Raw genomic sequence first — 25,602 nt, forward strand, 5'->3', positions numbered from 1 at the left:
CGCCGCGTCTCTCCGGCCCCGCCAACAGCCTTCTTTCGCCCCCTCCGCCCCTACCCGACCCGAACCCGGGGGCGGCCGCCCCCGGACCCCCGCTCCTCAAACGCCGGAGGGGCTGAAACCAGCCGGGATCCGGCGTGAGGGGGCGGGCCGGTACATCGATGCCCGTCGCCACCGACGGTCACGCCTCGTCCGACGGCGACGGGCTGAGGCACCGGCACGGCCCCGACCCACCCACCGGCCCAACCCGCGACGGCCCGCGCAGCGAACCGCGCGGTACCTTCATGCCGCGGCCCGGTGCAGCATTCGCGGTCGCGCCAGGCGAGAGGGAGAGTGAACCCGTGAGTAAGTTCGTGCGGCCTGCTGCCGAGGGTGCGGACCCGTTCGGCACGGCGCGCCTGCGCCGCGGAGTGCTGGACGCCTGGGCGACCAGCCCGGCCAGGTTCCGCGAGGACGCCAACGCCGAGGAGGACCTCGTCCTCGGCGGCTACCGCGACCGACTCGTCGTGGAACTCGCCCAGAACGCCGCCGACGCCTCGGCCCGCGCCGGCGCCCCCGGCCGGCTCCGCCTCACGCTCCGCGACGGCGTCCTCGTCGCCGCCAACACCGGCGCCCCCCTCGACACGGTCGGCGTGGAGTCCCTCGCCACCCTCAGGGCCTCCGCGAAGCGGGACGCCCCCGACACGGCCGTGGGCCGCTTCGGCGTCGGCTTCGCCGCGGTCCTCGCCGTCACCGACGAGCCCGCCGTCGTCGGCCGCGGCGGCGGCGTCCGCTGGTCGCTCGCCGAGGCCCGCGACCTCGCCGCCGGCACCGCCGCCGACAGCCACGGACTCGGCGACGAGATCCGCCGCCGGGACGGCCATGTCCCGCTGCTGAGGCTTCCGTTCGCGGCCGAGGGCACCGCCCCCGGCCCGTACGACACCGCCGTGATCCTGCCGCTGCGCGACACCGCGGCCGAGGATCTCGCCGAGCGCCTCCTGCGCACCGTCGACGACGCCCTCCTGCTGGCCCTGCCCGGCCTGGAGGAAGTGGTCGTCGAGATCGGCGACGACGAGGTCCGCACCCTGCGCCGCACCGCCGCCGAGGACGGCACCGTCATCGAGGACTCCCGCGACGGCACGACCCGCTACCGCACCGTCGCCGCGCACGGCCCCCTCGACCCCGCCCTGCTCGCCGACCGCCCGGTCGAGGAACGGCTGCGTCCGCGGTGGTCGGTGACCTGGGCGGTCCCGGTCGGCGCCGACGGAGCCCCGGCCCGGCCCCGTACCAGCCCCGTCGTGCACGCGCCGACCCCGAGCGACGAAGCCCTCGGCGTGCCCGCACTCCTCATCGCCTCCTTCCCGCTCGACACCACCCGCCGCCACGCGGCCCCCGGCCCGCTGACGGAGTTCCTGGTGCAGCGCGCGGCGGACGCCTACGCCGAGCTCCTCGCCTCCTGGCGGCCGGTGGACACCGGGATCATCGACCTGGTGCCCGGCCCGCTCGGCAAGGGCGAACTCGACGGAGCGCTGCGGCAGGCGATCCTGGACCGGCTGCCGCGCACCGCGTTCCTGCCGCCCGCCGCCCCGCCGGACCGGCTGCTCCCGGTCGACGCCCACGAGGACTGGCCCGTGAGCAGCGCGGCGGAGAACCCCGCTGCCCTGCGGCCGCGCGACGCCGAGGTGGTGGAGGGCGCGGGCGCCGAGACCGTCCGGGTGCTCGCCGAGGTGCTGACCGGCCTGCTGCCCGCCGGGCTCGAACGACGGGTGGAACTGCGCACGCTGGGCGTCGCCCGGGTCGCGCTGACCGAGGCCGTGGACCGGCTGGCCGGTCTGGAGAAGGACCCGGAGTGGTGGCACCGCCTGTACGACAGCCTCGCCGGGGTCGACCCGGACCGGCTGTCGGGACTGCCGGTGCCGCTCGCCGACGGCCGGACGACGATCGGGCCCCGCCAGATCCTGCTGCCCACCGCGGGGGAATCCCTGGTGGCCCCCGGCACGCTCGCCCGTCTCGGCCTCAAGGTCGCGCACCCGGACGCGGCCCACCCGCTCCTGGAGAAGCTGGGCGCCCTGCCGGCGTCGCCGCGCGCGGTGCTCACCACTCCGCAGGTGCGGGCCGCCGTCGCCGCCTCGCTCGACGACGACGGCGGGGCCTGGGACGAGGACACCCTGGACGCGGAGGAGCTCGCGGACACCGTCCTCGCGCTGGTCCGTGACGCCGCGCTCGAACCCGGTGACGAGCCCTGGCTCGGTGCGCTCGCCCTGCCGGACGAGGAGGGCGAACTCGCGCCCGCCGGTGAACTCGTGCTGCCCAAGAGCCCGTTCGCCCGGATCATGCGCGAGGATGAACTCGCCTTCGTCGACAACGAGTTGGCCGATCGCTGGGGAGAGCAGCCGCTCGCCGCCTGTGGTGTCCTCGCGGGCTTCGCCCTGGTGCGCGCCACCGACGTCGTCCTCGATCCGGACGAACTGGAGCCGCGGGACGCGGACTTCGCCGAGCCCGACGACGCGGGTCTGCTGGACGCGGTGGACGTGTGGTGCGAGGACGTCCTCGACCGGCTGCCCGACTCGCCGGTGCCGCCCGTCGCCACCGAGATCGTGGCTGTACGGGATCTGGACCTGGTGGACGACGACCACTGGCCGCAGGCCCTCGCGCTGCTCTCCCGGCCGCCGCTGCGGGACGCGATCATCCAGCAGGTGCGCGTCCTGCTCCCGGACGGCACGCACGAGATCGTCCGGCCGTACACGGCGTGGTGGCTGCGCGGGCACCCGGTGCTGGGCGGGCGCCGACCGGCCGGTCTGCGGGCCGCCGGCGGAGATCCGCTGCTGCGCGGCCTGTACGACGAGGCCGACGCGACCGGCTTCGACGACGAGCAGGTCCTGCGCGCGCTCGGCGTCCGTACGTCCGTGGCCGCCCTGCTGGACGAGCCGGGCGGCGCGGCCGAACTGCTCGACCGGCTCGCCGACCCCGACCGCCACGTCACCGGAGCCCAACTGCACGCCCTGTACGGCGCGCTGGCCGATCTCGACCCCGAACAGGTGACCCTGCCCGAGGAGTTGAGGGCGGTCGTGGACGGCGAGGTGCGGGTCGTGGACGCGGCCGACGCGGTGGTCGTGGACTCCCCGGACCTGCTGGCCTTCACCGGCGGGGTGCCGCTGCTGCCGGTGCCGCCTTCGCGGGCCGCCGAACTCGCCGAACTGTTCCAGGTGCGGCGGCTCAGCGAGTCCGTCACCGGCGAGGTCACCTCCGAGGGCGCCGAGCACGACGTACCGGAGTCCGTACGGGTCCTGCTGGGCCCCGCGACCCCCGCCTCGTACGTGGAGCACGAGGAGCTCGTGGTCGACGGCACCGAGCTCGACTGGCGCCGTTCCCGGGACGGGGTGCTGCACGCCGCCACGCTGGAGGGTGTCGCCGCCGGACTCGCCTGGTCGGCGGGGCAGTGGCCGCGCCGCTTCGAGGTGGCCGCGCTGCTTGAGGACCCGTCCCGCACGGAGGAGCTGGCCAGGGACCGCTGGTTCGACTGACCCGGAACGACCGGCTCCGGCGCCCGGGCTTCTCTCTGGGTTTCGTCATCGCCGCGTCATGCGGACCTAAAAACTCCGATTCCCTCACCCCACCCGTACAACCTGTCGCACCCCTCACTAATCTCACACCTTGAGTCAACAGACTCACCGATCACTTGGGTCCCGTGCAGACGACGAGCCGTGAGGAACGACCACCTCCGGGACCCCCTTTCTCCACCTGGGGAACCCCATGCGCATACGAGCCACCGTGGCCGCCGTCACCGGCGCCCTGGCCCTCTCCGCTCTTGCCGTGCCGGCCGCGCAGGCCGCAGGCAACCCGGTCTCCGGCGTCACCTTCTCCAACGTCGTGATCAACAGTGGCAAGAACATCGTGGTCGGCGCCTCGGCGCAGGTCACGGTCAGCGCGACCTACACGGTCACGCACCCCTCGAACATCAGCAAGAGCGCCTTCGACAGCGGCCCGGTGCTCTACCGCGGCACGTCGATCACCGACCCGACCGACATCCTCGGCGGCGACGAGGGCGGCACCTGCACCGCCTCCAGCTCGACCGTGCTCAAGTGCACGGCCAAGATCCAGTTCCGTCCGGTGCCCGGCGCCGACTACGACGACCTGACCTCCGCCGAGGCCGGCGCGTGGAAGGTCGGCGCGCTCGCCGTCGACGTCAACAACGAGAACAACATCAAGTGGAAGGGCGACCTGGGCGCCCTGAACCTCCAGCGTTACTCCAAGCTGACCGTCGACGCCTCTCCGGAGCCGGTCAAGAAGGGCAAGACCGTCACGGTCACCGGCGCCCTGACCCGCGCGAGCTGGGACAGCGCCAAGTACTACGGCTATGGCACCCAGTCGGTGAAGCTTCAGTTCCGCAAGGCGGGCAGCAGCACCTACACCACCCTCAAGACGATCAAGACGGACAGCTCCGGCAACCTGAAGACGACCACGACGGCCACCGCCGACGGTTACTTCCGCTACAGCTTCGCCGGCACCACGACCACCCCGGCCGTCAGCGCCACGGGTGACTACGTGGACGTGCAGTAACACCTGATGCGCCAAGGAGGTCCCCGGCCCCAGGGCCGGGGACCTCCCGCGTTCCACGGCGGTCCCTACGCGGGAACGCGGCGGTCGACCCATCTCCAGAGGAACTCCAGGACAGCCGCCGCCACCGCCGAGATCAGCACCGCGATCCACGGCATCGTCGCGCCGACCAGCTTCAGCGCGAAGAAGTGCTGAAGCCCCGGCACCATGAGCACGAGCAGGAACGCCCCGCCCATCGAGGCGACGAGGCAGATCCGCCACCAGGTGTAGGGCCGGGCGATGATCGCGAGCACCCACATCGAGACCAGGAACAGCGTCAGCGTCGCGGCGCTCGTCTCCGCCTCCAGGGAGCCCGCGCCCGTGTAGTGATGGCGGGCGATCAGATACATCACGAAGGTCGCCGTCCCGGCCACGACCCCGCCCGGGATCGAGTACCGCATCACGCGCCGCACGAAGTGGGGCTGGGCCCGCTCCTTGTTGGGGGCGAGGGCGAGGAAGAACGCCGGGATGCCGATCGTCAGGGTGGACAGCAGGGTCAGATGACGCGGCAGGAAGGGGTACTCGACCTGCCAGCACACCACGAGCACGGCCAGCAGCACCGAGTACACCGTCTTCACCAGGAACAGCGTCGCGACCCTGGTGATGTTCCCGATGACCCGGCGGCCCTCCCCGACCACCGAGGGCAGCGTCGAGAAACTGTTGTTCAGCAGCACGATCTGGGCCACGGCGCGGGTCGCCTCGGATCCCGAGCCCATGCTCACCCCGATGTCGGCGTCCTTCAGGGCCAGCACGTCGTTCACGCCGTCGCCGGTCATCGCCACCGTGTGCCCGTGCGACTGGAGGGCGCCGACCATGTCCCGCTTCTGCTGCGGGGTGACCCGGCCGAAGACCGTGCCCTTCTCCAGGGACTCCGCCATCTCCGCCGGTTCGGCCGGCAGCCCGCGCGCGTCGACGACCTCGCCGGTGAGCCCCAGCTTCCCGGCGACCGCGCCCACCGACACCGCGTTGTCGCCGGAGATGACCTTGGCCTTGACGTCCTGCTCGGCGAAGTAGCGCAGGGTCTCGGCCGCGTCCGGACGCAGCCGCTGCTCCAGCACGACCAGCGCGGCGGGCCGGGCGGCCGCGGCGGCCTCCGGGTCGTCGAGGTCCTTGGTGGTCCGCGCGAGCAGCAGCACCCGCAGTCCCGCCTCGTTGAGCCGTTCGGTCTCGGTGAGCGCCGTGTCCCCGGCGGGCAGCAGGATGTCGGGGGCGCCGAGCAGCCAGGTGCTGGACTCGCCGTTGCCCTCGCTGAACCCGGCGCCGCTGTACTTGCGGGCGGAGGAGAACGGCAGGGACTGGGTGCAGCGCCACTCCTCGTTGTCCGGGTAGGCGGCGATGATCGCCCGGAGGGAGGCGTTGGGCCGGGGATCGGACTCGCCGAGCGCGCCGAGGACCTTGCGCAGATACGACTCGTCGGTGCCGTCGAGGGGCCGCAGCTCGGTGACGTCCATGCCGCCCTCGGTGAGGGTGCCGGTCTTGTCCAGGCAGACGGTGTCGATGCGGGCGAGGCCCTCGATGGCGGGAAGCTCCTGCACGAGGCACTGTTTTCGGCCAAGGCGGATGACGCCGATCGCGAAGGCGACCGAGGTGAGCAGGACCAGCCCCTCGGGGACCATCGGGACGATCCCGCCGACGGTCCGCGCGATCGAGTCCTTGAAGCCGTGCTGCTTGACGACGAGCTGGCTGATGACCAGGCCGATGGCGGTCGGGATCATCATCCAGGTCACGTACTTGAGGATCGTGGAGATACCGCTGCGCAGCTCGGAGTGGACCAGCGTGAACCGGGAGGCGTCCTCCGCGAGCTGGGCCGCGTACGCCTCCCGGCCCACCTTGGTCGCGGTGAACGCGCCGCTTCCCGCGACCACGAAACTGCCCGACATCACCGCGTCCCCGGTGTGCTTGACGACGGGGTCGGCCTCACCGGTGAGCAGTGATTCGTCGATCTCCAGTCCGTCGGCCTCGGCGCAGGTTCCGTCGACGGCGACCTTGTCGCCCGGTCCGATCTCGATGAGATCCCCGAGCACGATCTGCGAGGACCTCACCTCGGCGGCGACCCCGTCCCTGCGGACGGTCGGTTTCACCTCGCCGATCACCGCGAGCGAGTCCAGCGTCTTCTTGGCCCGCCATTCCTGGATGATGCCGATCCCGGTGTTGGCGATGATCACGTATCCGAACAGGCTGTCCTGGAACGGGGCCACGAACAGCATGATCAGCCACAGGACACCGATGATCGCGTTGAACCGGGTGAACACGTTCGCCCGGACGATCTCGCCCACCGAGCGGCTGCTGCGGACGGGTACGTCGTTGACCTCGCCGCGCGCGACCCGCTCGGCCACCTCGGCGGCCGACAGCCCCTCGGCCCGCCGGGAGGCGGGTATGGGCACGGGGTGAACGGGATCGAGTCCGGCGCCCGCGTCGGTGTGGGTCATGCCATCGACGGTACGTGCCGATATGCGGCTTCACCCGCCGAGTGGGCCGAAGTTCCGACCTGGGGAGGAGCTGAGGCGTCGGGGAATGCTGCCCAGGGTGGAGGAGAGGGGCCGTTACGCCGTTCCGGGGACCGTCGGGGAGCCCGCCGTCACTCCGTCAGGGGAGTCGCCGCGGAGCCGCCCTCGGCGCTCTCACTCCGTCAGGGGAGCCGCCGGGGAACCGGCCGGCCCGGCGCGCTTGATCGCCGCGTCGCGCTTGCGCACGTACCAGATGCCGATCAGCCCGAGGCCCGCTCCGGCCAGACAGGTCCACAGCCACCACAGGTGTCCGTGGTCGTCGAACCAGCCGTAGAAGGGCAGCTGCACCAGGAAGAGGACGAACCAGAGGATCGTGCCGCCCGTGATGGTAGCGACCACGGGGCCCTCCAGGGGCTCCGGCGCCTCGTGCTTGGGGGTCCACTTCGCCATGTGCACAGCTTACGAGGGTCGGCGACCGGTCGTGTCCGGGCCCTGTCTCCCCTTGTACGGCAAGGGTCTACGCGCGGAGATAGCGATTTCCGACTCATATGTTCATACTGAAACAGTCCGAGTCTGGCCAGTTGTATTCGTAGGAAACACCAACAGCGACCTGGGGGAACCTGCTGGTGAACGACCACTGACCAGGTTCGATCACATCCCGTCCCCCTGCACGTTTGAGGACCCGCATGTCCACCTCGGCCGCCACCAAGGCCCCCGCCCCGCAGGAGCCGGAGTCCCGGCCCGCGCAGAGCGCTCTCGACCGCTACTTCAAGATCTCCGAGCGGGGCTCCAGCCTCTCGCGGGAGATCCGCGGCGGTTTCGCCACCTTCTTCGCGATGGCGTACATCATCGTGCTGAACCCGATCATTCTGGGCAGCGCGAAGGACATGTACGGGCACCACCTCGACAACGGGCAGCTGGTCACCGCGACCGCGCTGACCGCCGCCTTCACCACGCTCCTCATGGGTGTCATCGGCAACGTGCCGATCGCGCTGGCGGCGGGCCTCGGTGTGAACACCGTCGTCGCCCTCCAGCTCGCACCCCGGATGTCCTGGCCGGACGCCATGGGCATGGTGGTCCTCGCGGGCTTCGTCGTGATGCTCCTGGTCGCCACCGGTCTGCGCGAGCGCGTCATGAACGCGGTGCCGCTCGGCCTGCGCAAGGGCATCGCGATCGGCATCGGCCTGTTCATCATGCTGATCGGCCTGGTCGACTCCGGCTTCGTCACCCGCATCCCGGACATCGCCCAGACGACGGTCCCGCTCCAGCTCGGCACTGACGGTCACCTGCACGGCTGGCCGGTCCTGATCTTCATCCTCGGGACCCTGCTGACCCTCGCGCTCATCGTGCGCAAGGTGCCCGGCGCCATCCTCATCTCGATCGTCACCATGACGGTCGCCGCGGTGATCATCAACGCCGTCACCACCATCCCGTCCTGGGGTCTGACCACCCCGAAGTGGCCCGGCAACCCGGTCGCCAGCCCGGACTTCGGGCTCGTCGGGCAGTTCAGCCTCTTCGGCGGCTTCGGCAAGGTCGGCGTGCTGACCGGCATCCTGTTCGTCTTCACCGTGCTGCTGTCGTGCTTCTTCGACGCGATGGGCACGATCATGGGCATCAGCGACGAGGCCAAGCTGACGGACGCGCAGGGCAACATGCCCGGCATCAACAAGGTCCTGTTCGTCGACGGCATCGCCGTCGCCGCGGGCGGTGCCTCGTCCTCCTCGGCCACCACCTGCTTCGTGGAGTCCACGGCCGGTGTCGGCGAGGGCGCCAGGACGGGCTTCGCGAACGTGATCACCGGTGGGCTGTTCGCCGTCGCCCTGTTCCTGACCCCCGTCGCCACGATGGTCCCGTCCCAGGCGGCCACCCCCGCGCTGATCGCGGTCGGCTTCCTGATCATGTCCCACTCGGTCAAGGAGATCGACTGGGCGGACTACACGATCGCCATCCCGGCCTTCGTGACCATGATGATGATGCCGTTCACCTACTCGATCACCAACGGCATCGGGATGGGCTTCATCACCTTCGTCGTGCTGCGCCTGGCGGCGGGCCGAGGCCGTGACATCCCGGTCGCCATGTACGTGGTGTCGGCGGTGTTCACCTTCTACTACCTCATGCCGGCCCTCGGCCTGACCTGAGCGGCACCGACGTCCTCGGCCGTGCGCGGGGTCACGTGACCCCGTAGAACTTCTCCGTCTCCTCGACGGCGGTCTGGAACCGCTCGTCGAAGTCGTCGCGAATGAGCGTCCGGACCACATAGTCCTGGACGCTCATTCCGCGTTTCGCGGCATGGTGGCGGAGCCGTTCGAGCAGCTCCCCGTCGATACGCAGGCTGAGCACGCTGGTCCCCATGGAGTCGAGGGTCGCCGTTTCCCGACCGGAATCGGGTCACTTTCCGGTGCGATCTCACTCATATGAGTGATCTCCGCGTCCGATGGCGCATTTCACAGGGGCCCCGTTGTTCTTTAGCGAGAGTAATGAGTTACGCTAAAGAACATGCCTGACCTCACCCATGGCGACGACGAGGCCGCCGTGAACGCCTTGCGCTCCGCAGTGATGCGGTTGTCGCGTCGACTCAAGCACCAGCGGGTCGACGAGTCGCTGAGCCCCACCGAGATGTCGGTGCTCGGCACCCTCGCCCGCTGCGGCAGCGCCACGCCGGGCGAGCTCGCCCGCAAGGAGCACGTCCAGCCCCCGTCGATGACGCGCATCGTCGCGCTGCTGGAGGCCAAGGAACTCGTCAGGCTGGAGCCGCACCCCGAGGACCGGCGCCAGAAGGTGGTGACGCAGACCGACAAGGCGGAGGCGATGCTCGAAGAGAGCCGCCGCAGACGGAACGCGTTCCTGGCCGGACTGGCCGAGGCTCTCGACGAGGACGAATGGGCCAAGCTCCGCGAAGCCGCCCCCGTCCTGGAGAAGCTCGCGCACATCTGATCGCCGGTGGCTCCCCGTCCGATCCCGGATCGCACGGGACAGGGCCGCCCTCCCCCCCCCAAGCGCCGACGCCCCACACGACGCCGACGTCCCCCATGCCCTGGAGGCGAGCCCTTTTGAGTACGGGACCCGGAGCACACTCCGCCCCCGCACCAGCCACCCACGACTCCGCATCCACCCGCGACTCCCCCCGCTCCTCCTCGATGTTCAGCTCCCTGAAGATCCGGAACTACCGGCTGTTCTTCCTGGGCCAGGTCGTCTCCAACACCGGCACCTGGATGCAGCGCATCGCCCAGGACTGGCTGGTCCTCAGCCTGACCGGCTCCTCCGCCGCGGTCGGCATCACCACCGCGCTCCAGTTCCTGCCGATGCTGCTCTTCGGCCTGTACGGCGGTGTCCTGGTCGACCGACTGCCCAAGCGCCCCACCCTGCTCGTCACCCAGACGGCGATGGCCGTCACCGGCCTCGTCCTCGCCTTCCTGACCCTCTCCGGCCACGTCCAGGTCTGGCACGTCTACCTCGCCGCCTTCGCCGTCGGGGTGGCCACCGTCGTCGACAACCCGGCACGCCAGTCCTTCGTCTCCGAGATGGTCGGCCCCGGTCAGCTCCAGAACGCGGTCAGCCTGAACTCGGCCAACTTCCAGTCCGCGCGACTGGTCGGGCCCGCCGTCGCGGGCCTGCTGATCACCGGCGTGGGCACCGGCTGGGCCTTCCTGCTCAACGGCCTGTCGTTCGTGGCCCCGCTCGCGAGCCTGCTGCTGATGCGGTCCCGCGAACTGCACGTCGTCCAACGGGCGCCGCGTGCCAAGGGCCAGCTCCGCGAAGGCCTCCACTACGTCGCCGGCCGGCCCGAACTGATCTGGCCGATCGTCCTCGTCGGCTTCATCGGCACCTTCGGCTTCAACTTCCCCGTCTGGCTGTCGGCGTACGCGGACGACATCTTCCACTCCGGCGCCGGCGCCTACAGCCTCTTCAACACGCTGATGGCGCTGGGTTCGCTGACCGGGGCGCTGCTCGCGGCCCGGCGGGGCACGGCCCGCCTGCGCGTGCTGATCGCCGCCGCGGTGGCGTTCGGGGTGCTGGAGGTGGTGGCCGCCACGGCCCCCACGCTCTGGCTGTTCTCGCTGCTGATGGTCCCGATCGGGATCTTCGGGCTGACGGTGAACGTCACCGCGAACACCTCGGTCCAGATGGCCACCGACCCGGCCATGCGCGGCCGGGTCATGGCGCTGTTCATGATGGTCTTCGTGGGCGGCACGCCGCTGGGCGCGCCGCTGATCGGCTGGGTCACCGACACCTACGGGCCCCGGGTGGGCTTCGCGCTCGGCGGACTGGTCTCGGCGGTCGCCGCGACGGCGATCGGTCTGGTCCTGGCCCGCGTCGGCGGTCTGCGGGTCTCCCTCGGGTGGCACCAGGGCCGCCCCAGGGTCAGCTTCGTGCCCCGCGTGCGGACCGAGGAGCAGCTGGCCACCGCGGTGTGACCGGCGACTCCCGAGGCGGCCGGCCCGCACCAGCGACCGGCCGTCTCGGCCGTACCCGGGCCGTCTCGGCCGTACCCGGGCCGTACCCCGGCCGCCCCGGCCGTACCCCGAGCACGGCCGCGCCTCCTGTGGCCCTTCGATACTCCCGTGTGCCGGGTGCCGTTCCCTGGAAGGCTGGTCCCATGAGACTCTTCGCCGCGGTCCTGCCCCCTGCCGATGCGGTGCGTGAACTCGCCCCGGAAGTGGACGCGTTGCAGCGGATGCCGGGTGCGGACACCCTGCGCTGGACGGGCCGCCCCGGCTGGCACCTCACCCTCGCGTTCTACGGGGAGACGGCCGACGACATCGTCCCGGACCTCTCGGAACGGCTGCTGCGGGCCGCCCGGCGCACCCGCCCCTTCCCCCTGTCCCTGCGCGGCGGCGGCCACTTCGGCGACCGTGCCCTGTGGGTCGGCGCGACGGGGGAGACGGAGACCCTGCGGCTGCTGGCGGACCGGACGGAGGCGGCGGGCCGCAAGGCGGGCGTCACGATGGAGGAGCACCGCCGCTACCGTCCGCATCTGACGGTGGCCCGCAGCCGCTCCTCCACGGACTTCAAGCCGTACGCCGCCGTGCTGGACGCGTTCGCGGGAACGCCCTGGACCGTGGGTGAGCTGTGTCTCGTCCGCAGCAACCTGCCGACCTCGGGAGTGCCCCGTGAGCAGCCCCGATACGAAACGGTGGCCAGCTGGCCGCTGGGGGCGGACGACAGCGGGGTCCGGACGGCCGGTTAACCTCGATGGCGTGAACCCCAAGACCCGCAATCGCGTCATGGCCGGCGTGCTCGTGCTGATGTTCTTCGTCGTCGCCATGGCGGCGGCGGTCAGGTAACGACCGCCACCGCCGAACCGCCCCACCGGGCGAAGACCCCGGGGACGCCCCCGGGGGACGGCTCCGCTACCAGGCGAAGGCCTCGGGGGACGGCCCCGGGCCCGGGAAGATCTCGTCGAGCCCCTCCAGGACCTCGTCCGAGAGCTCCAGCTCCACCGCGCGCAGCGCCGACGCGAGCTGATCCGCGGTGCGCGGGCCCACGATGGGGCCGGTGACGCCGGGACGGGTCAGCAGCCAGGCCAGCGCGGCCTCTCCGGGCTCAAGACCGTGCTTCTCCAGCAGATCCTCGTAGGCCTGGATCTGGGCGCGTACGGCCGTGCCGGCGAGGGCGTCGGCGGCCCGGCCGCTCGCCCGGCGGCCGCCCTCGACCTCCTTCTTGATCACACCGCCCAGCAGTCCGCCGTGCAGCGGCGACCAGGGGATGACACCGAGCCCGTACTCCTCGGCGGCCGGGATGACCTCCATCTCGGCGCGGCGCTCGGCGAGGTTGTAGAGGCACTGCTCGCTGACCAGGCCGATGGTCCCGCCGCGGCGGGCGGCGATCTCGTTGGCCTGGGCGATCTTGTAGCCGGGGAAGTTGCTGGACCCCACGTAGAGGATCTTCCCCTGGCGCACCAGGACGTCGATGGCCTGCCAGATCTCCTCGAACGGCGTCGACCGGTCGACGTGGTGGAACTGGTAGACGTCGATGTAGTCGGTCTGGAGACGCTTGAGGCTCGCGTCGACCGCCCGCCGGATGTTCAGGGCGGAGAGCTTGTCCTGGTTGGGCCACGGCTCGCCCTCGGCGCCCATGTTCCCGTACACCTTGGTCGCGAGAACCGTCCGCTCACGCCGGTCGCCGCCCTGGGCGAACCAGTTCCCGATGATCGATTCCGTGCGGCCCTTGTTCTCGCCCCAGCCATAGACGTTGGCCGTGTCGACATAGTTGATTCCGGCGTCCAGCGCCGCGTCCATGATCGCGTGGCTGTCGGCCTCGTCCGTCTGCGGTCCGAAGTTCATCGTGCCGAGGACGAGCCGGCTGACCTTGAGCCCCGTGCGTCCGAGCTGTGTGTACTTCATGGTTCACCAGCCAACGGCGTGGAGTGCGCTCTAGGCAAGAGCGGGCCGGGTGACGGCGCCGACGGGTCGTGGAGCGACCCGTCGGCTCCCCGGGAGGGTCAGGCCGATACCGCCGCGTACGGCTCGCCCAGGTCCCAGGCCTGGTGCATCGCCTCCGCGAAACCCTCCGCGATCTTGTGCTCGCCGCTCGCGTTCGGGTGGGTGCCGTCGTACGTGTCGAAGTCGGTGTCGAACGAGGGGGGCGGGGATGCGAGCAGGAGCGGGGAGCGCGGTTCGTCCAGGTCGGCGGTCGTCTTGGCGAGGAGGTCGTTGAAGGCGGCCACCTCGGCGGCGAAGGGTGCGTCGTCCCGGGCGCGGACGTTCGGGATCACCGGGAACAGGACCATGCGGACGCGCGGGTTCGCGGCGCGGGCCTCCTCGACGAAGGCGCGGACGTTGTCGGCGGTCTGGACGGCGTTGGTGTAGAAGCCGAGGTCGATGAGCCCGAGCGAGACCAGCAGGACGTCGGCGCGCTGCGCGCGGACCGCCTCGCGGATCAGCGGGGCCATGTGCAGCCAGCCCTCGCCCCAGCCGGCCAGATGGGCGCGGGGGAACTCCGGGTCCGCGTACTCGTAGGAGTCGGGGGATCCCGTCGCCTGGTCGTAGAGCGCCTCGCGCGGTCCGACGATCTTGAACGGGCCCCCGTACGTCGCGCGCAGGTGCTGCCACATCCGGTAACGCCATGTGTGTTCGCCCGCGCTACCGATCGTCATGGAGTCGCCGACGGGCATGAACCTGAGCATCCGATCATCATGGACGATCGGCCCAGGTGCCACGGGCCCCGGCGGTGTGAAGCTGGACACGCCCGCCCGCGGGGGCCGGGTGGACCGCGGCGACGTGAACGGCCCGGTGGGATGGCAGGCTTGGGGGCATGCGCCGATCGCCCTCGTTCGTGTCCGGAGCCGCCGCCGGAGCCCTTGCCGGAGCGGCCCTCGTCCTCACCCTGGCGGCGCCCGCGCTCGCCGACGGAGGTGACGGGGGATTCACCATCAAGGACCCCCGGATCAAGGAGTCCAGCGGGCTCGCCGCCTCGCGCATCCACCCGGGCGTCTACTGGACCCACAACGACAGCGACGACGGTCCCTACCTGTACGCCGTCGACAGCAGGACGGGCCGGACGCTCGCCACGATCACCATGAGCGGGGTCGGCAGGCCCCGGGACGTCGAGGCGATCTCGCTCGGCCCCGACGGCGACCTCTACGCCGGTGACATCGGCGACAACCTCGGCGGCAAGTGGGACCACGTGTGGATCTACAAGCTCCCCGAGCCCAAGGTGCTCAAGGACCAGACGATCCGTGCCACCCAGTACGTCGTGAAGTACTCCGACGGCCCCCGCAACGCGGAGGCGCTGATGGTGCATCCGAAGACGGGGCGCGTCTACATCGCCGACAAGAACGAGGACGGCGGTCACCTCTACGAGGGCCCCGCCCGGCTCTCGGCCACCACCACGAACGTCTTCAAGCCGATCGCCGCCATCGATCTGTGGGTCACGGACGGCGCGTTCTCCCCCGACGGCCGACAGCTCGCCGTGCGCGGCTACTTCGGCGGCATCGCGTACGCCTGGAACGACGGGCGGATCAAGCGCCAGGAACGCCTGAACGTGCCCCTCCAGGGCCAGGGCGAGTCGATCACCTACACGCCCGACGGATCGAAGCTCATGTACGGCAGTGAGGGCGCCGACAGCCCCGTGCAGCCCGAGGACGCGCCGGGTGCCGCGGGTTCCGGCGCCAACTCGTCGTCCAAGGGCGGCGGTTCGGCCGCGGGCGACGGGAGCGGCGGTATGAGCGGTCAGGTCAAGGTCGGCGCCATCGCGGTCGCGGCCCTCTTCGCCGTCGTCCTCGGTCTCCGGCGCCTGCGCCGCCGCTGACCGGCGGGCGGGGCCCCGTGGAAACGGTCGAGGGGCGTCCGGCGCGCTCGCGCGCCCGACGCCCCTCGGCCACGGTCCCGGGAAGGGTTACAGCTTCTCGATCACGTAGTCGACGCAGTGCGTCAGCGCCTCGACGTCCGCCGGGTCGATCGCCGGGAACATGGCGACGCGCAGCTGGTTGCGGCCGAGCTTGCGGTAGGGCTCGGTGTCGACGATGCCGTTGGCGCGCAGCGCCTTGGCGACCGCGGTGGCGTCGATCTCGTCGGCGAAGTCGATCGTGCCGATGACCTGCGAGCGCTTGGCCGCGTCGGTCACGAACGGGGTGGCGTACTTGCTGTCCTCGGCCCAGCGGTACAGGCGGCTGGAGGAGTCCTTCGTGCGGGCCGTGGACCAGGCGAGGCCGCCCTGGCCGTTGATCCACTCCAGCTGCTCGTTGAGCAGGAAGATGGTGGCCAGCGCCGGGGTGTTGTACGTCTGGTTCTTGCGGGAGTTGTCGATCGCCGTGGGCAGCGAGAAGAACTCCGGGACGTGCCGGCCGGAGGCGTGGATCCGCTCGGCGCGCTCGATCGCGGCCGGGGAGAACACGCCGATCCACAGGCCGCCGTCGGAGGCGAAGGACTTCTGCGGGGCGAAGTAGTAGACGTCGGTCTCGGCGATGTCGACGGGCAGGCCGCCGGCGCCGGAGGTGGCGTCCACCAGGACGAGGGCACCCTCGTCGGCGCCCGCGACCCGCTTGATGGGGGCGGCGACACCGGTCGAGGTCTCGTTGTGGGTGAAGGCGTAGACGTCGGCGCCCGCCTCGGCGACCGGCTCGGGGTGCGTGCCCGGCTCGGAGGAGACCACGGTCGGGTCGGCCAGCCACGGGGCGAGCTTGGCCGCCTTGGCGAACTTGGAGGAGAACTCGCCGAACGTGAGGTGCTGCGACTTGTTCTCGATCAGGCCGTGCGTCGCGACGTCCCAGAACGCGGTGGAGCCGCCGTTGCCGAGGACGACCTCGTACCCGTCGGGCAGGGAGAACAGCTCGCGTACGCCCTCGCGCACCTTGCCGACCAGGTTCTTGACCGGGGCCTGGCGGTGGGAGGTGCCGAGCAGGGAGGTGCCGGTCGCGGCGAGCGCGTCCAGTGCCTCCGTCCGCACCTTGGAGGGGCCGGCGCCGAATCGTCCGTCGGCGGGCTTGAGGTCAGCGGGGATCTGGATATCAGCCACGTCCGGAGCCTAGCCGTTCCGGGAAACCTCGGTGAAACGTCGTCCGTCGGCTGAGACGGGCCGTGTTGACGGCGCGGGCCGCCGGGAGGGGCGAGGGGCCCCTCCGGCGGCCCGCGGTCTCGTGGGTCCGGCTCACTCGGCGGTGAGCCGGACCGGCAGCTCGAACAGGTCGTTCTGCGTCACGACCGGCTTGTTGCGCAGGTCCGCCACCGGGACGGCCAGGTCAAGGGACGGGAAGCGCTCGTACAGGGCGGGCAGGGCGACGCCGGCCTCCAGGCGGGACAGGGCGGCGCCGGGGCAGACGTGGGGCCCGTGGCCGAAGGAGATGTGCCGGTTCCCGCCGGTGCGGCTGATGTCGAAGTCGCCCGCGGTGGGACCGTGGGCGTTCTCGTCGCGGCCGATCGCGCCGTACGACACGATGAGCGCGTCGCCCGCCGGGATCACCTTGTCGCCCACGGGGACGTCCTCCGTCGCGAAGCGGATGAGGACGTGCGAGGTCGGGGTGTCGTAGCGCAGTGTCTCCTCGACCACCGCGGACCAGTCGGCCTCGCCGGACAGGACGAGGGCGCGCTGGTCGGGGTGGGCGGAGAGGTTGACGACCGCGTTGACGATCAGGGAGATCGTCGTCTCGTGCCCCGCCGCGACCATGAGCTGGAGGGTGGAGACGATCTCCGCGTCGGTGAGGTGGTCGCCGTCCTCGGAGGCCAGGATCAGCGCGCTGGTCAGGTCGTCGCCCGGTTCGGCGCGCTTGGCCGCCACCGTCTCGGCCATGATCCCGGCGAGCTCGGTGAGGGTCGCGATGACCTCGGCGGGCGGGGTCTGCGTCGAGAAGAACTTCTCGAAGAGCTCCTTGAGGCGCGGCAGCCGGGACTCTTCGATGCCCATGAGGTCGGCGATGACGTACATGGGCAGCGGGTAGGCGAAGTCGGCCTTCAGGTCGACGACGTCGCCGGTGAGGTTGTCGAGCAGACTCTCCGTCAGCTTCGCGATCCGCTCGCGCATCTGCTCGACCCGGCGGGGGGTCAGCGCCTGTGCCACCAGGGTGCGCATCCGCCGGTGGTCGGCGCCGTCCACGGTGAGCATGGAGCGGCCGGGGTTGGCGAGGCCGATCAGGGGCCAGTCGGGGGCGATCTCGCCGCGCTGCCAGGCGCCCCAGACGTTGATGTCCTTCACCAGGCGGGGGTCCGTGAGCAGGGCGCGCGCCTCGGCGTGGTGGGTGACGGCCCACACCGGGACACCGCCGGGCAGTTCGACGGCGGCGAGCGGTCCCGCGGCGCGCAGCGCGGCGCTCTCGCCCTCCAGGTCGGTGACGAAGGGGTCCAGGACTATGCGGGTCTCTTCGGTACCGGTGCTCATGCGGGGTGCCTCCAAGGGCTGAGGTGGGGGTGAAGCGTTTTCCCCCGGGGCATGGGGACAGCCCCGGGCCCCGGCCGGGCGGGGTGCGCCGGCCGGGTGCATGGGGGGTCTCAGAGGACGGGTACGGGCGTGAAGCGCACGGGCAGTTCGCTCAGGCCACGCAGCCACGGGGAGGGGCGCCGGGTGAGCGAGTCGGCGGGTACCGTCAGGTCGATGTCCGGCAGCCGGTCGAGGACGACCTCGATCCCGGTCCGCGCGATGACCTCGGCGACCTCCTGCGCCGGGAACGGGCAGCGGTGCTCCCCGTGGCCGAAGGAGAAGTGGGCGTTGTTGCCGCCGGTGAGCGCGGAGCTGTCGGTGCGGACCTGGGGGTCGGAGTTGGCGCCCTGGAGGCCGAGCAGCAGCAGGTCGCCGGAGCGGATCCGGCGGCCGCCGAGCTGGGTGTCGCGGGAGGCCCAGCGCCCGGCCACGTTCTGGGTGGGGGTGTCCTCCCACAGGACCTCGTTCATGGCCTCGGCGACGCTGTGCCGGCCGCCGAACAGGGAGGCGGCGAACCGCTCGTCGGTGAGCATCAGGCGCAGCGAGTTGCCGATCCAGTCGGCGGTCGGCTGGTGGCCCGCGGCCATCATGACCATCAGGTCCTGGACGATCTCCAGGTCGTCGAAGCCCGAGGTGTTCGCGAGCATCCGGGAGACGACGTCGTCGGCGGGGCTCTCCTTGCGGTCGGCGATCAATCGGGCCATGGAGGAGGCGAGATGCTGCTGTCCGGCCAGCGCGCCCTCGCGTCCGTTGATCATGTCGTTGAGGGCGGTCACGAGGCCGGGGCCCTGGTCGTCCGCGAAGCCGTAGAGCGTCGCGAGGACGCGTACGGGCAGCAGGGCCGCGTAGTCGCCGACGAGGTCGGTCTCGCCCTTGGCGCAGATCGCGTCGATCAGTTCGTCGGCGAACTTCTCGGCCTGGGACCGCAGTTCGGAGGGGTCGATGGCTTCCAGGGCGTCGCTGATCATCGCGGCGCGTTCGCGGTGGCGCTCGCCGACGGTGTACAGGATGGAGGGCTGTCGGCGGCCGATCATCGGCAGCAGCGGCCAGTCGTCGGGGATGCGCTCCCACTGGCTCCACAGCTCCGAGTCCCGGCTGAAGAGCTGCGGATCGCCGGTGACCTGGTGCAGTTCGCGGTAGCCGAGCACGAGCCAGGCCGGGATGCCGCCGTCGAGGACGACGGGCACGACGGAGCCGTGGTCGCGCCGCATCTCCCGGTACAGCTCGGCGGGTTCGGTCTGGAACCGCGGGCCGCCGAGGGGGACGGGCGCGGAGGCGGAGGCGGGGGTCACAGCGCGGGCTCCGGTGAGTGAAGGGCGCCTTCCGCGGCTGCGACGCCGTGACGGGCGGAGAGGGACTGGATGTGCTCGACCAGGGTGATCAGCACCCGCTTGCCGGACTCCCGGGAGCGGGCGTCGCAGTCGAGCAGCGGTACGTGCGGGTCGAGGTCGAGGGCCTCGCGGATCTGGGCGCGGGTGTGCGGGGGGCCGCCGAAGTCGTTGCAGGCCACGATGAAGGGCGTGCCGTGGTGTTCGAGGCGGTCGATGGCGTACCAGGACTCGTCGATACGACGGGTGTCGACGAGGACGATCGCCCCGAGCGTTCCGGAGAAGAGGCGGTCCCACAGGAACCAGAACCGTTCCTGTCCGGGCGCGCCGAACAGGTACAGGATGTTGTGCGTGTCCAGGGTGATGCGTCCGAAGTCGAAGGCGACGGTGGTCGCGGACTTGCCGCGGACCTCGCTGATGTCGTCGACGGCCTCGCCGGCCTGCGTCATCGTCTCCTCGGTGTTGAGGGGGCGGATCTCGCTGACCGAGCGGACGAGGGTCGTCTTGCCGACACCGAAGCCGCCCACGATCACGATCTTGAGGCCGTTGTCGGCGGACGCGGACAGGGGCGCACGAGCGTCAGAGGTTACGGAGTCCAACGAGCACCTGCTCCAGGATGTCGGGATCGGGAAGACCGGAGGGAACAGTGGTGTGCGGGTGGCGGGCGCTGACCCGGCCCGTGGAGAGCAGGTCGGCGAGCAGGACGCGGGTGATCGACACCGGCAGCCTCAGCTCCGCCGCGATCTCCACGACCGCGGTGGGCCGTTCGCACAGCCGCAGGATCGCGGCGTGCTCGGACTGCATGCCCGCCACCGGATCGCACTCGGCGACGACCAGGGTCACGAGGTCGAAGGGGGTGTCGGGGCCGGACCGGGTGCGTCCTCCGGTGAGGGTGTAGAGCCGGTCGGGCGCGTCGTCCCTGCCAGGACGGCTCATGAGGACCGGGGCGGCGCGGTCAGGTGCTCGCCCAGCTGTTCCACGAGTTCGCTCATGTTGTGTCCCACCAGTCCGGCGTCGGCGTCCTCCGCGGTGACGACGGCGAGGTGCGCGCCGTCCCCCGCCTCCACGATGAACAGCACCCCTCCGTAGAACTCGGCCATCGCCGAGCGCACGCCTCCGCTGCCGTCGCCGAACTCCACGGAGGCGCCGTGGGACAGCGACTGGATGCCGGCGGCGATGGCGGCGAGCTGGTCGGCCTGGTCGACCGACAGCTCCGGAGTGCGGCACAGCTTCAGTCCGTCGCGGGAGAGCACGAGCGCGTGCCGTGCGCCCGGGGTGCGCTCGAGGAGGCCCTCGATGAGCCAGGTGAGCTTCTCGTCGGCGGTGAGGGTGCCGGTCATGGGGTGGTGTCGCCTTCCGGGAGCGCGTGCGCGGTGGGGGTGGGGGAACTGGTGGACGGTGGTGTCCGGTCCTCGGGCCGTGCCGGGGTCTCGGCCGGTTGCGGGCCGTCGGACGGCACGGCCGCGGGGGCGGCCGGTCCGGTGCCGCGCACTGCCTGGCGGAAGGTCCCGAAGCGGGCGGCCGACCGGTTCCCGGGGGCCTCGCCGGTACGGGGTTCGGCGTCGGCCGGGGGCGTGGTGTGCGAGCGGCTGCGCTCGGCGTGGGCGAGGGTGCGTCCGCGGCGGCGCTTGGGGAGGCCGCCGGTGGACGCGGGGTCCTGCTCGTGCCGGGGCGAGTCGTGGGTGGGCACGGGGTCCGGGTCGAGGTCACCGGACGCGCGGGCGGCGGCGTACGACACGGGGGACGCGGCCGATTCCCGGGACGTGAGGGACTCGTGCGCCCGCGGCGATCGTCCGGGCTCCGGTGGTTCCTGGCCGTCGGGGGACCGCGGCGCGGAGGGGTGGCCGTCGACGGCGGTCGGGGCCGACGGGGCGGGCTCGGGCCCGGCCGCGAGCGGGGCGGCGTAGGGAAGGTTCGGCTGGGTGAGGATGTCCTGCGGGATCAGCACCAGGACGCCGGTGCCGCCGCGGGCGGAGGGCCGGAAGGACACCTTCAGACCGTGCTTGCGGGCCAGCCGGCCGACGACCGAGAGGCCGAGACGGGTGCCGGTGAGGCCGCCGAGTCCGGACCGGGGCCCGACGGGGCCCGTGACGGCGCGCTCGGCGCGGCGCAGCTGTACGTCGCCCATGACCAGGCCGCTGTCCTCGACGGAGACGATGACACCGGCCGGGACCTCCTCGACGTACACATGCACTTCGGCGGTGGGCGGCGAGAAGTTGGCGGCGTTGTCGAGGAGTTCGGCGAGCGCGTGCATGACGCCCTCGGCGGCGTGTCCGGCGACGGCGGCCTCGCTGGCGGAGTGGACCCGCACCCGCTGGTAGCCGCCGATGCGGCCCATGGCGCCGCGCAGGATGGACTCCATGACGATCGGGCGGGCCCAGCGGCGCCCCGAGCGCGCGCCGGTCAGCACGGCGACGGAGTCGGCGAGGCGGCCCGCCTGCGCGGTGCGGTGGTCGAGGTGGAGGAGGTCGGCGAGGACGTCCTCGTCGGAGTGCCGCTCCTCCATGGCCCGCAGGTCGGCCAGCATGCCGGTGGACAGCGCCTGCATCCGGGCGGCCGCGTTGGCGGTCGCCGAGATCGCGGCGGCACGGTCGCCGACGGCCCGCCTGACGTGTTCGGAGAGTTCGGCGTTGCGCTCGGTGAGCCGGGCCCGGTCGCCGGTGAGCAGCGCCCGCTCCTCGGCGAACTCCTCGGTGAGGCGGGCGAGTTCGCGGGCGGCCGTGTCGGTCAGACGGATTCGGTCCTGGGCCGCGGACTCGGCCGCGCGGGCGCGCTCACGGGTGGCCTCGTCGGCGAGCCGGGCGCGTTCCTGGCCGAACTCCTCGGCCATCCTGGCGCGTTCCTGGAGGAGCCGGCCGACGTCCTCGGTGACGCCGTCGAGGCGTCGCAGGGCGAGGCGTCCGGCCCGTACGGCGTGGGCGGCCACCGCGACCGCCGCGCACAGCAGCAACGCGGCGGCGCCGGTGCCCCAGGCGAGGGGCATCCGGGCGGGTTCGGGGGCCAGCAGCACGGCGGCCACCACCGCGGCGGCGGCCGGGACGGCGGAGATCAGCGCGGCCTTGGCCGCGGCGCGCGGGCCGGGTCGTTCGCCGGAGGGCAGGGGCGGGGTCATCAATGGGTCCTCGGTCGTGTTCTTGGGGGGAGAACGTGTCCTCGGTCGTGTCCTCGATCGGTCCTGGGCGAGAAGCGACACATGATGCTCAACTCACCTTCACTATATGAGAGTTCGTGATCCGATTGGGAAGCTTGGAAAAGCGGTTTCATGATCGCCTCGGCATGTCGGGGCCTTTCGGGTGCACGTCCGCAGGACCACGGCCGGTGCCCGGCGGCATGCTGGAGACATGACGGATCTGGGCGCACGGCCGGAAGGACACACGGACCAGGGGCTCGCCGGAGCGCTGCGGTCCGAGCTGGCGCGTGCCGTGCGCGGCGAGGTCTCCTTCGACGCGACGGCACGGGCGCTGACCACCATGGACGCCTCCAACTACCGGCGCGTACCGCTCGGTGTGGTGGCCCCGCGGGACGCCGGTGACGTGGCCGCCGCGCTCGCCGTGTGCCGCGCGCACGGCGTGCCGGTCGTGGCGCGGGGCGGCGGCACCTCGATCGCCGGACAGGCCACGGGCACCGGCGTCGTCCTGGACTTCACCCGCCACATGAACCGGATCCTCGCGCTGGACCCGGACGCCCGCACGGCCGTCGTCCAGCCCGGCGTCGTCCTGGACCGCCTCCAGGAAGCCGCCGCCCCCCACGGCCTGCGCTTCGGCCCCGACCCCTCCACGCACGGCCGCTGCACCCTCGGCGGGATGATCGGCAACAACTCCTGCGGCTCCCACTCGGTCGCCTGGGGCACCACGGCGGACAGCGTGCGCGAGCTCACGGTCGTCGGCGCCGACGGGGACACGCGCCGCCTCGGCCGCGACTGGCAGGGCGCCCCGGAGGGTCTGAAGGCCCTGGTCGAGAGCGAGTTGGCGCTGCTGCGGACCGGCTTCCCCGAGCTCCCGCGGCGGATCTCCGGATACGCCCTGGACGCGCTCCTGCCCGAGCGGGGCGCGGACACTGCCCGCGCCTTCTGCGGCTCCGAGGGCACCTGGGGCCTGCTCACCGAAGCGGTCGTACGCCTGGTCGAGGCGCCCGGGGCGACGGCCCTGGCCGTCCTCGCCTACCCCGACGAGAGCGCCGCCGCGGACGCCGCGGCGGGCCTGCTCGGGTACGGTCCGCTGACCGTGGAGGGCATGGCCGCCGACCTCGTGCCCGCCGACGCGGGGCTGCCGCGCGGCGGGGCCTGGCTGTTCGTGGAGACCGGCGGCGCGAGCCCGGCCGAGGCACGGGCCGCCGCCGACACGATCGTGCGGGCCGCCGACGTACGGGACGCTCTGGTGGTCACCGAACCGGCGGGGCAGCGGGCGCTGTGGCGGCTGCGGGAGGACGCCGCCGGCACCGCGACCCGGATGCCGTACGCCGGGAAGGACGCCCCGCCCGGCGGGGGCCGCGGACTCGGCGCCGAGGCCTGGCCCGGCTGGGAGGACTGCGCGGTGCCGCCCGCCCGGCTCGGCGCGTATCTGCGGGACTTCCGCGCCCTGCTCACGGCCCACGGGCTGCGCGGCACCCCGTACGGGCACTTCGGCGACGGCTGCATCCACGTCCGGATCGACTTCGACCTGATCTCCGCGCGGGGCGTGGCCCGCTTCCGGCGCTTCTCGGAGGAGACCGCGCACCTCGTCGTCTCCCACGGCGGCTCGCTGTCCGGCGAGCACGGCGACGGGCAGGCGCGCGCGGAACTGCTGCCGGTCATGTACGGCGCCGCGATGGTCCGTCTCTTCGAGCGGGCGAAGGACCTCTGGGACCCGGACGCCCTGCTCAACCCCGGCATGCTCGCGCGCCCGCACCGGCTGGACGAGAACCTGCGGTTCGCGGTGCTGCCGAGGCGCCCGGTGGACGTGGAGTTCGGCTATCCGGCGGACGGCGGCGACTTCACGGCGGCCGTGCGCCGCTGCGTGGGCGTCGCCAAGTGCCGTACGGCACCGGCGTCCGGCGGCGCCGACGTCATGTGCCCCTCCTTCCGGGCGACCGGCGAGGAGGCGCACTCCACGCGCGGGCGGGCCAGGCTGCTGCACGAGATGCTCGCCGGTGAGCTGGTCACCGACGGGTGGCGCTCGACGGAGGTGAGGGACGCGCTGGACCTGTGCCTGTCGTGCAAGGGATGCCGGTCCGACTGCCCGGTCGGCGTCGACATGGCCACGTACAAGGCCGAGTTCCTCCACCACCACTACGCGGGCCGGCGCCGGCCCGCCGCGCACTACGCCCTGGGCCGGCTCCCGTTCTGGCTCGCGGCGGTGACCCGCACCCGCTCGGCCCGTCTCGTCAACTCCCTCGCGTCCGTACGGTTGTTGGCCGCCGTCGCCAAGCGCCTGGCCGGTGTCGCCCCCGGCCGGGACATCCCGCGCCTGGCACCGGAGACGTTCAGCCACTGGTGGGCGGCGCGGTTCCGCGAACGGGCACGCGCGCACGAACGCGAACGGAACGGGGAGGGTGAGCTGTTCCCGGGGTTCGGGGAGCGGACGGTTCTTCTGTGGCCCGACACCTTCACCGAGCACCTGGAACCCTCCGTCGGCCGTGCCGCCGTACGGGTCCTGGAGGCCGCCGGGCTGACCGTGCTGCTGCCCCCGAGGACACCGTGGCGGCACGGGCCCATCGGCGACGGGGTCACCCGGGGCCCCCTGCGCCTTCGCACCCTGCTCCCGCCCCGCCGCGGGCGCGTCTGCTGCGGACTCACCTACGTCTCGACCGGCCAGCTCGACCGCGCCCGCGCCGTCCAGCGCCGCACCCTCGACCTGATGGAGCCCTACCTCGCCATGGACGGCCTCCCGGTCGTCGTGCTGGAGCCGAGCTGCGCCGCCGCCCTGCGCACGGACCTGCCCGAACTGCTGCCGGGCGACCCGCGCGCGGCGCGGCTGGCGGCGGCGGTGACGACCTTCGCCGAGGCGCTGGAGCGCCACGCCCCGCACTGGAGCCCGCCGCGCCTGGACCGCCCGGCCACCGGTCAGACGCACTGCCACCAGCACGCCGTCCTCGGCGACGGGCCCGAACGCCGGCTGCGCGAGGCGGCGGGCCTGACCGGCACCCTGGCCGGCGGCTGCTGCGGCCTCGCGGGCAACTTCGGCTTCGAGCGGGGCCACGAGGAGGTGTCCAGGGCCTGCGCGGAGGAGCAGCTGCTCCCCGCGGTCCGGGCGGCCGGCACCGACGCGGTGATCCTCGCCGACGGCTACTCCTGCCGCACCCAGCTGGCCCAGTCCTCGCACCGCCGTGGCCGCCACCTGGCGGAGGTACTCGCCGAGGCGCTGGACGACGGGCCGCGGGAGGAAGGGTCCGGGGGAACCGCGTCAGTACGCTGACATCGCACTGGC

20 protein-coding genes are annotated in these 25,602 nt (G+C 72.3%); 8 read left to right on the top strand and 12 right to left on the bottom strand.

What is annotated here, in order from left to right:
* The first annotated feature begins 338 nt into the window (after window positions 1-338).
* Window positions 339-3,500, top strand: coding sequence for a sacsin N-terminal ATP-binding-like domain-containing protein (locus ACZ4AA_RS11940; protein ID WP_467599468.1), 3,162 nt, complete (start codon window positions 339-341; stop codon window positions 3,498-3,500).
* 229 nt (window positions 3,501-3,729) lie between these two features.
* On the top strand, window positions 3,730-4,536 hold the full coding sequence (locus ACZ4AA_RS11945; protein ID WP_467599471.1) for a hypothetical protein: 807 nt from the start codon (window positions 3,730-3,732) through the stop codon (window positions 4,534-4,536).
* A gap of 65 nt (window positions 4,537-4,601) precedes the next feature.
* On the opposite strand, the gene ACZ4AA_RS11950 is transcribed toward ACZ4AA_RS11945, so the two are convergent.
* Complete coding sequence (locus ACZ4AA_RS11950; RefSeq protein ID WP_467599474.1) at window positions 4,602-7,001, bottom strand: cation-translocating P-type ATPase; 2,400 nt, start codon at window positions 6,999-7,001, stop codon at window positions 4,602-4,604.
* Between the two features lie 192 nt (window positions 7,002-7,193).
* Window positions 7,194-7,469, bottom strand: coding sequence for a DUF2530 domain-containing protein (locus tag ACZ4AA_RS11955; protein WP_467599477.1), 276 nt, complete (start codon window positions 7,467-7,469; stop codon window positions 7,194-7,196).
* Window positions 7,470-7,705: 236 nt separating this feature from the next.
* Between ACZ4AA_RS11955 and ACZ4AA_RS11960 the strand changes: the two genes are divergently transcribed.
* A complete protein-coding gene (locus ACZ4AA_RS11960) occupies window positions 7,706-9,157 on the top strand; it encodes an NCS2 family permease (protein WP_467599480.1) in 1,452 nt (483 codons plus the stop codon).
* Window positions 9,158-9,188: 31 nt separating this feature from the next.
* On the opposite strand, the gene ACZ4AA_RS11965 is transcribed toward ACZ4AA_RS11960, so the two are convergent.
* Window positions 9,189-9,371, bottom strand: coding sequence for a ribbon-helix-helix protein, CopG family (locus ACZ4AA_RS11965; protein WP_015659639.1), 183 nt, complete (start codon window positions 9,369-9,371; stop codon window positions 9,189-9,191).
* Between the two features lie 144 nt (window positions 9,372-9,515).
* Between ACZ4AA_RS11965 and ACZ4AA_RS11970 the strand changes: the two genes are divergently transcribed.
* From ACZ4AA_RS11970 to thpR, 3 genes are all read left to right on the top strand, one after another.
* The gene (locus tag ACZ4AA_RS11970; protein WP_467599485.1) at window positions 9,516-9,953 is read left to right on the top strand and encodes a MarR family winged helix-turn-helix transcriptional regulator; all 438 of its coding nucleotides are present in this window, start codon (window positions 9,516-9,518) and stop codon (window positions 9,951-9,953) included.
* Window positions 9,954-10,156: 203 nt separating this feature from the next.
* Window positions 10,157-11,434, top strand: coding sequence for an MFS transporter (locus ACZ4AA_RS11975; protein ID WP_467599488.1), 1,278 nt, complete (start codon window positions 10,157-10,159; stop codon window positions 11,432-11,434).
* A gap of 182 nt (window positions 11,435-11,616) precedes the next feature.
* On the top strand, window positions 11,617-12,207 hold the full coding sequence (thpR, locus tag ACZ4AA_RS11980) for an RNA 2',3'-cyclic phosphodiesterase (RefSeq protein ID WP_467599491.1): 591 nt from the start codon (window positions 11,617-11,619) through the stop codon (window positions 12,205-12,207).
* A gap of 163 nt (window positions 12,208-12,370) precedes the next feature.
* Here the strand turns inward: thpR and ACZ4AA_RS11985 are convergent, their stop codons facing one another.
* On the bottom strand, window positions 12,371-13,363 hold the full coding sequence (locus ACZ4AA_RS11985) for an aldo/keto reductase (protein WP_467599494.1): 993 nt from the start codon (window positions 13,361-13,363) through the stop codon (window positions 12,371-12,373).
* A 98-nt stretch (window positions 13,364-13,461) separates the two neighbouring features.
* On the bottom strand, window positions 13,462-14,145 hold the full coding sequence (locus tag ACZ4AA_RS11990) for an SGNH/GDSL hydrolase family protein (protein ID WP_467599496.1): 684 nt from the start codon (window positions 14,143-14,145) through the stop codon (window positions 13,462-13,464).
* 128 nt (window positions 14,146-14,273) lie between these two features.
* Here ACZ4AA_RS11990 and ACZ4AA_RS11995 point away from each other — a divergent pair, with 128 nt between their 5' ends.
* Window positions 14,274-15,269 carry a WD40 repeat domain-containing protein gene (locus tag ACZ4AA_RS11995; protein ID WP_467599499.1) on the top strand — a complete coding sequence of 332 codons (996 nt, stop codon included), beginning with the start codon at window positions 14,274-14,276 and terminating at the stop codon, window positions 15,267-15,269.
* An 87-nt stretch (window positions 15,270-15,356) separates the two neighbouring features.
* Here the strand turns inward: ACZ4AA_RS11995 and serC are convergent, their stop codons facing one another.
* The 7 genes from serC to ACZ4AA_RS12030 all read right to left on the bottom strand — a co-directional run bounded on the left by serC (window position 15,357) and on the right by ACZ4AA_RS12030 (window position 22,310).
* Window positions 15,357-16,475, bottom strand: coding sequence for a phosphoserine transaminase (serC, locus tag ACZ4AA_RS12000; RefSeq protein ID WP_467599502.1), 1,119 nt, complete (start codon window positions 16,473-16,475; stop codon window positions 15,357-15,359).
* Between the two features lie 132 nt (window positions 16,476-16,607).
* The gene (locus ACZ4AA_RS12005; RefSeq protein WP_467599505.1) at window positions 16,608-17,831 is read right to left on the bottom strand and encodes a cytochrome P450 family protein; all 1,224 of its coding nucleotides are present in this window, start codon (window positions 17,829-17,831) and stop codon (window positions 16,608-16,610) included.
* A gap of 110 nt (window positions 17,832-17,941) precedes the next feature.
* Entirely contained in the window at window positions 17,942-19,162 is a 1,221-nt protein-coding gene (locus ACZ4AA_RS12010; protein ID WP_467599508.1) for a cytochrome P450, read from the bottom strand.
* Entirely contained in the window at window positions 19,159-19,797 is a 639-nt protein-coding gene (locus ACZ4AA_RS12015) for a GTP-binding protein (protein WP_467599511.1), read from the bottom strand. The genes ACZ4AA_RS12010 and ACZ4AA_RS12015 overlap by 4 nt, the downstream gene beginning before the upstream one ends.
* Entirely contained in the window at window positions 19,778-20,134 is a 357-nt protein-coding gene (locus ACZ4AA_RS12020) for a DUF742 domain-containing protein (RefSeq protein WP_467599514.1), read from the bottom strand. The genes ACZ4AA_RS12015 and ACZ4AA_RS12020 overlap by 20 nt, the downstream gene beginning before the upstream one ends.
* Window positions 20,131-20,538 (bottom strand): roadblock/LC7 domain-containing protein, encoded by a 408-nt coding sequence (locus ACZ4AA_RS12025; RefSeq protein ID WP_339130030.1) that lies wholly within the window; start codon window positions 20,536-20,538, stop codon window positions 20,131-20,133. The genes ACZ4AA_RS12020 and ACZ4AA_RS12025 overlap by 4 nt, the downstream gene beginning before the upstream one ends.
* Window positions 20,535-22,310, bottom strand: a complete 1,776-nt coding sequence (locus ACZ4AA_RS12030; RefSeq protein WP_467599517.1) for a sensor histidine kinase — start codon at window positions 22,308-22,310, stop codon at window positions 20,535-20,537. The genes ACZ4AA_RS12025 and ACZ4AA_RS12030 overlap by 4 nt, the downstream gene beginning before the upstream one ends.
* Window positions 22,311-22,539: 229 nt before the next feature.
* Between ACZ4AA_RS12030 and ACZ4AA_RS12035 the strand changes: the two genes are divergently transcribed.
* The gene (locus ACZ4AA_RS12035) at window positions 22,540-25,590 is read left to right on the top strand and encodes an FAD-binding and (Fe-S)-binding domain-containing protein (RefSeq protein WP_467599521.1); all 3,051 of its coding nucleotides are present in this window, start codon (window positions 22,540-22,542) and stop codon (window positions 25,588-25,590) included.
* The last annotated feature ends 12 nt before the right edge of the window (window positions 25,591-25,602 follow it).

The sequence above is a fragment of the Streptomyces sp. NPDC024698 genome, from assembly GCF_055559015.1.

Bases quoted from the DNA above. Each gene is read 5' to 3' on its own strand.
- ACZ4AA_RS11945 (WP_467599471.1), top strand. From the start codon at position 3,730: ATGCGCATACGAGCCACCGTGGCCGCCGTCACCGGCGCCCTGGCCCTC.
- ACZ4AA_RS11950 (WP_467599474.1), bottom strand. From the start codon at position 7,001: ATGACCCACACCGACGCGGGCGCCGGACTCGATCCCGTTCACCCCGTG.
- ACZ4AA_RS11955 (WP_467599477.1), bottom strand. From the start codon at position 7,469: ATGGCGAAGTGGACCCCCAAGCACGAGGCGCCGGAGCCCCTGGAGGGC.
- ACZ4AA_RS11960 (WP_467599480.1), top strand. From the start codon at position 7,706: ATGTCCACCTCGGCCGCCACCAAGGCCCCCGCCCCGCAGGAGCCGGAG.
- ACZ4AA_RS11965 (WP_015659639.1), bottom strand. From the start codon at position 9,371: ATGGGGACCAGCGTGCTCAGCCTGCGTATCGACGGGGAGCTGCTCGAA.
- ACZ4AA_RS11970 (WP_467599485.1), top strand. From the start codon at position 9,516: ATGCCTGACCTCACCCATGGCGACGACGAGGCCGCCGTGAACGCCTTG.
- ACZ4AA_RS11975 (WP_467599488.1), top strand. From the start codon at position 10,157: ATGTTCAGCTCCCTGAAGATCCGGAACTACCGGCTGTTCTTCCTGGGC.
- thpR (WP_467599491.1), top strand. From the start codon at position 11,617: ATGAGACTCTTCGCCGCGGTCCTGCCCCCTGCCGATGCGGTGCGTGAA.
- ACZ4AA_RS11985 (WP_467599494.1), bottom strand. From the start codon at position 13,363: ATGAAGTACACACAGCTCGGACGCACGGGGCTCAAGGTCAGCCGGCTC.
- ACZ4AA_RS11990 (WP_467599496.1), bottom strand. From the start codon at position 14,145: ATGCTCAGGTTCATGCCCGTCGGCGACTCCATGACGATCGGTAGCGCG.
- ACZ4AA_RS11995 (WP_467599499.1), top strand. From the start codon at position 14,274: ATGCGCCGATCGCCCTCGTTCGTGTCCGGAGCCGCCGCCGGAGCCCTT.
- ACZ4AA_RS12005 (WP_467599505.1), bottom strand. From the start codon at position 17,831: ATGAGCACCGGTACCGAAGAGACCCGCATAGTCCTGGACCCCTTCGTC.
- ACZ4AA_RS12020 (WP_467599514.1), bottom strand. From the start codon at position 20,134: ATGAGCCGTCCTGGCAGGGACGACGCGCCCGACCGGCTCTACACCCTC.
- ACZ4AA_RS12025 (WP_339130030.1), bottom strand. From the start codon at position 20,538: ATGACCGGCACCCTCACCGCCGACGAGAAGCTCACCTGGCTCATCGAG.
- ACZ4AA_RS12030 (WP_467599517.1), bottom strand. From the start codon at position 22,310: ATGACCCCGCCCCTGCCCTCCGGCGAACGACCCGGCCCGCGCGCCGCG.
- ACZ4AA_RS12035 (WP_467599521.1), top strand. From the start codon at position 22,540: ATGACGGATCTGGGCGCACGGCCGGAAGGACACACGGACCAGGGGCTC.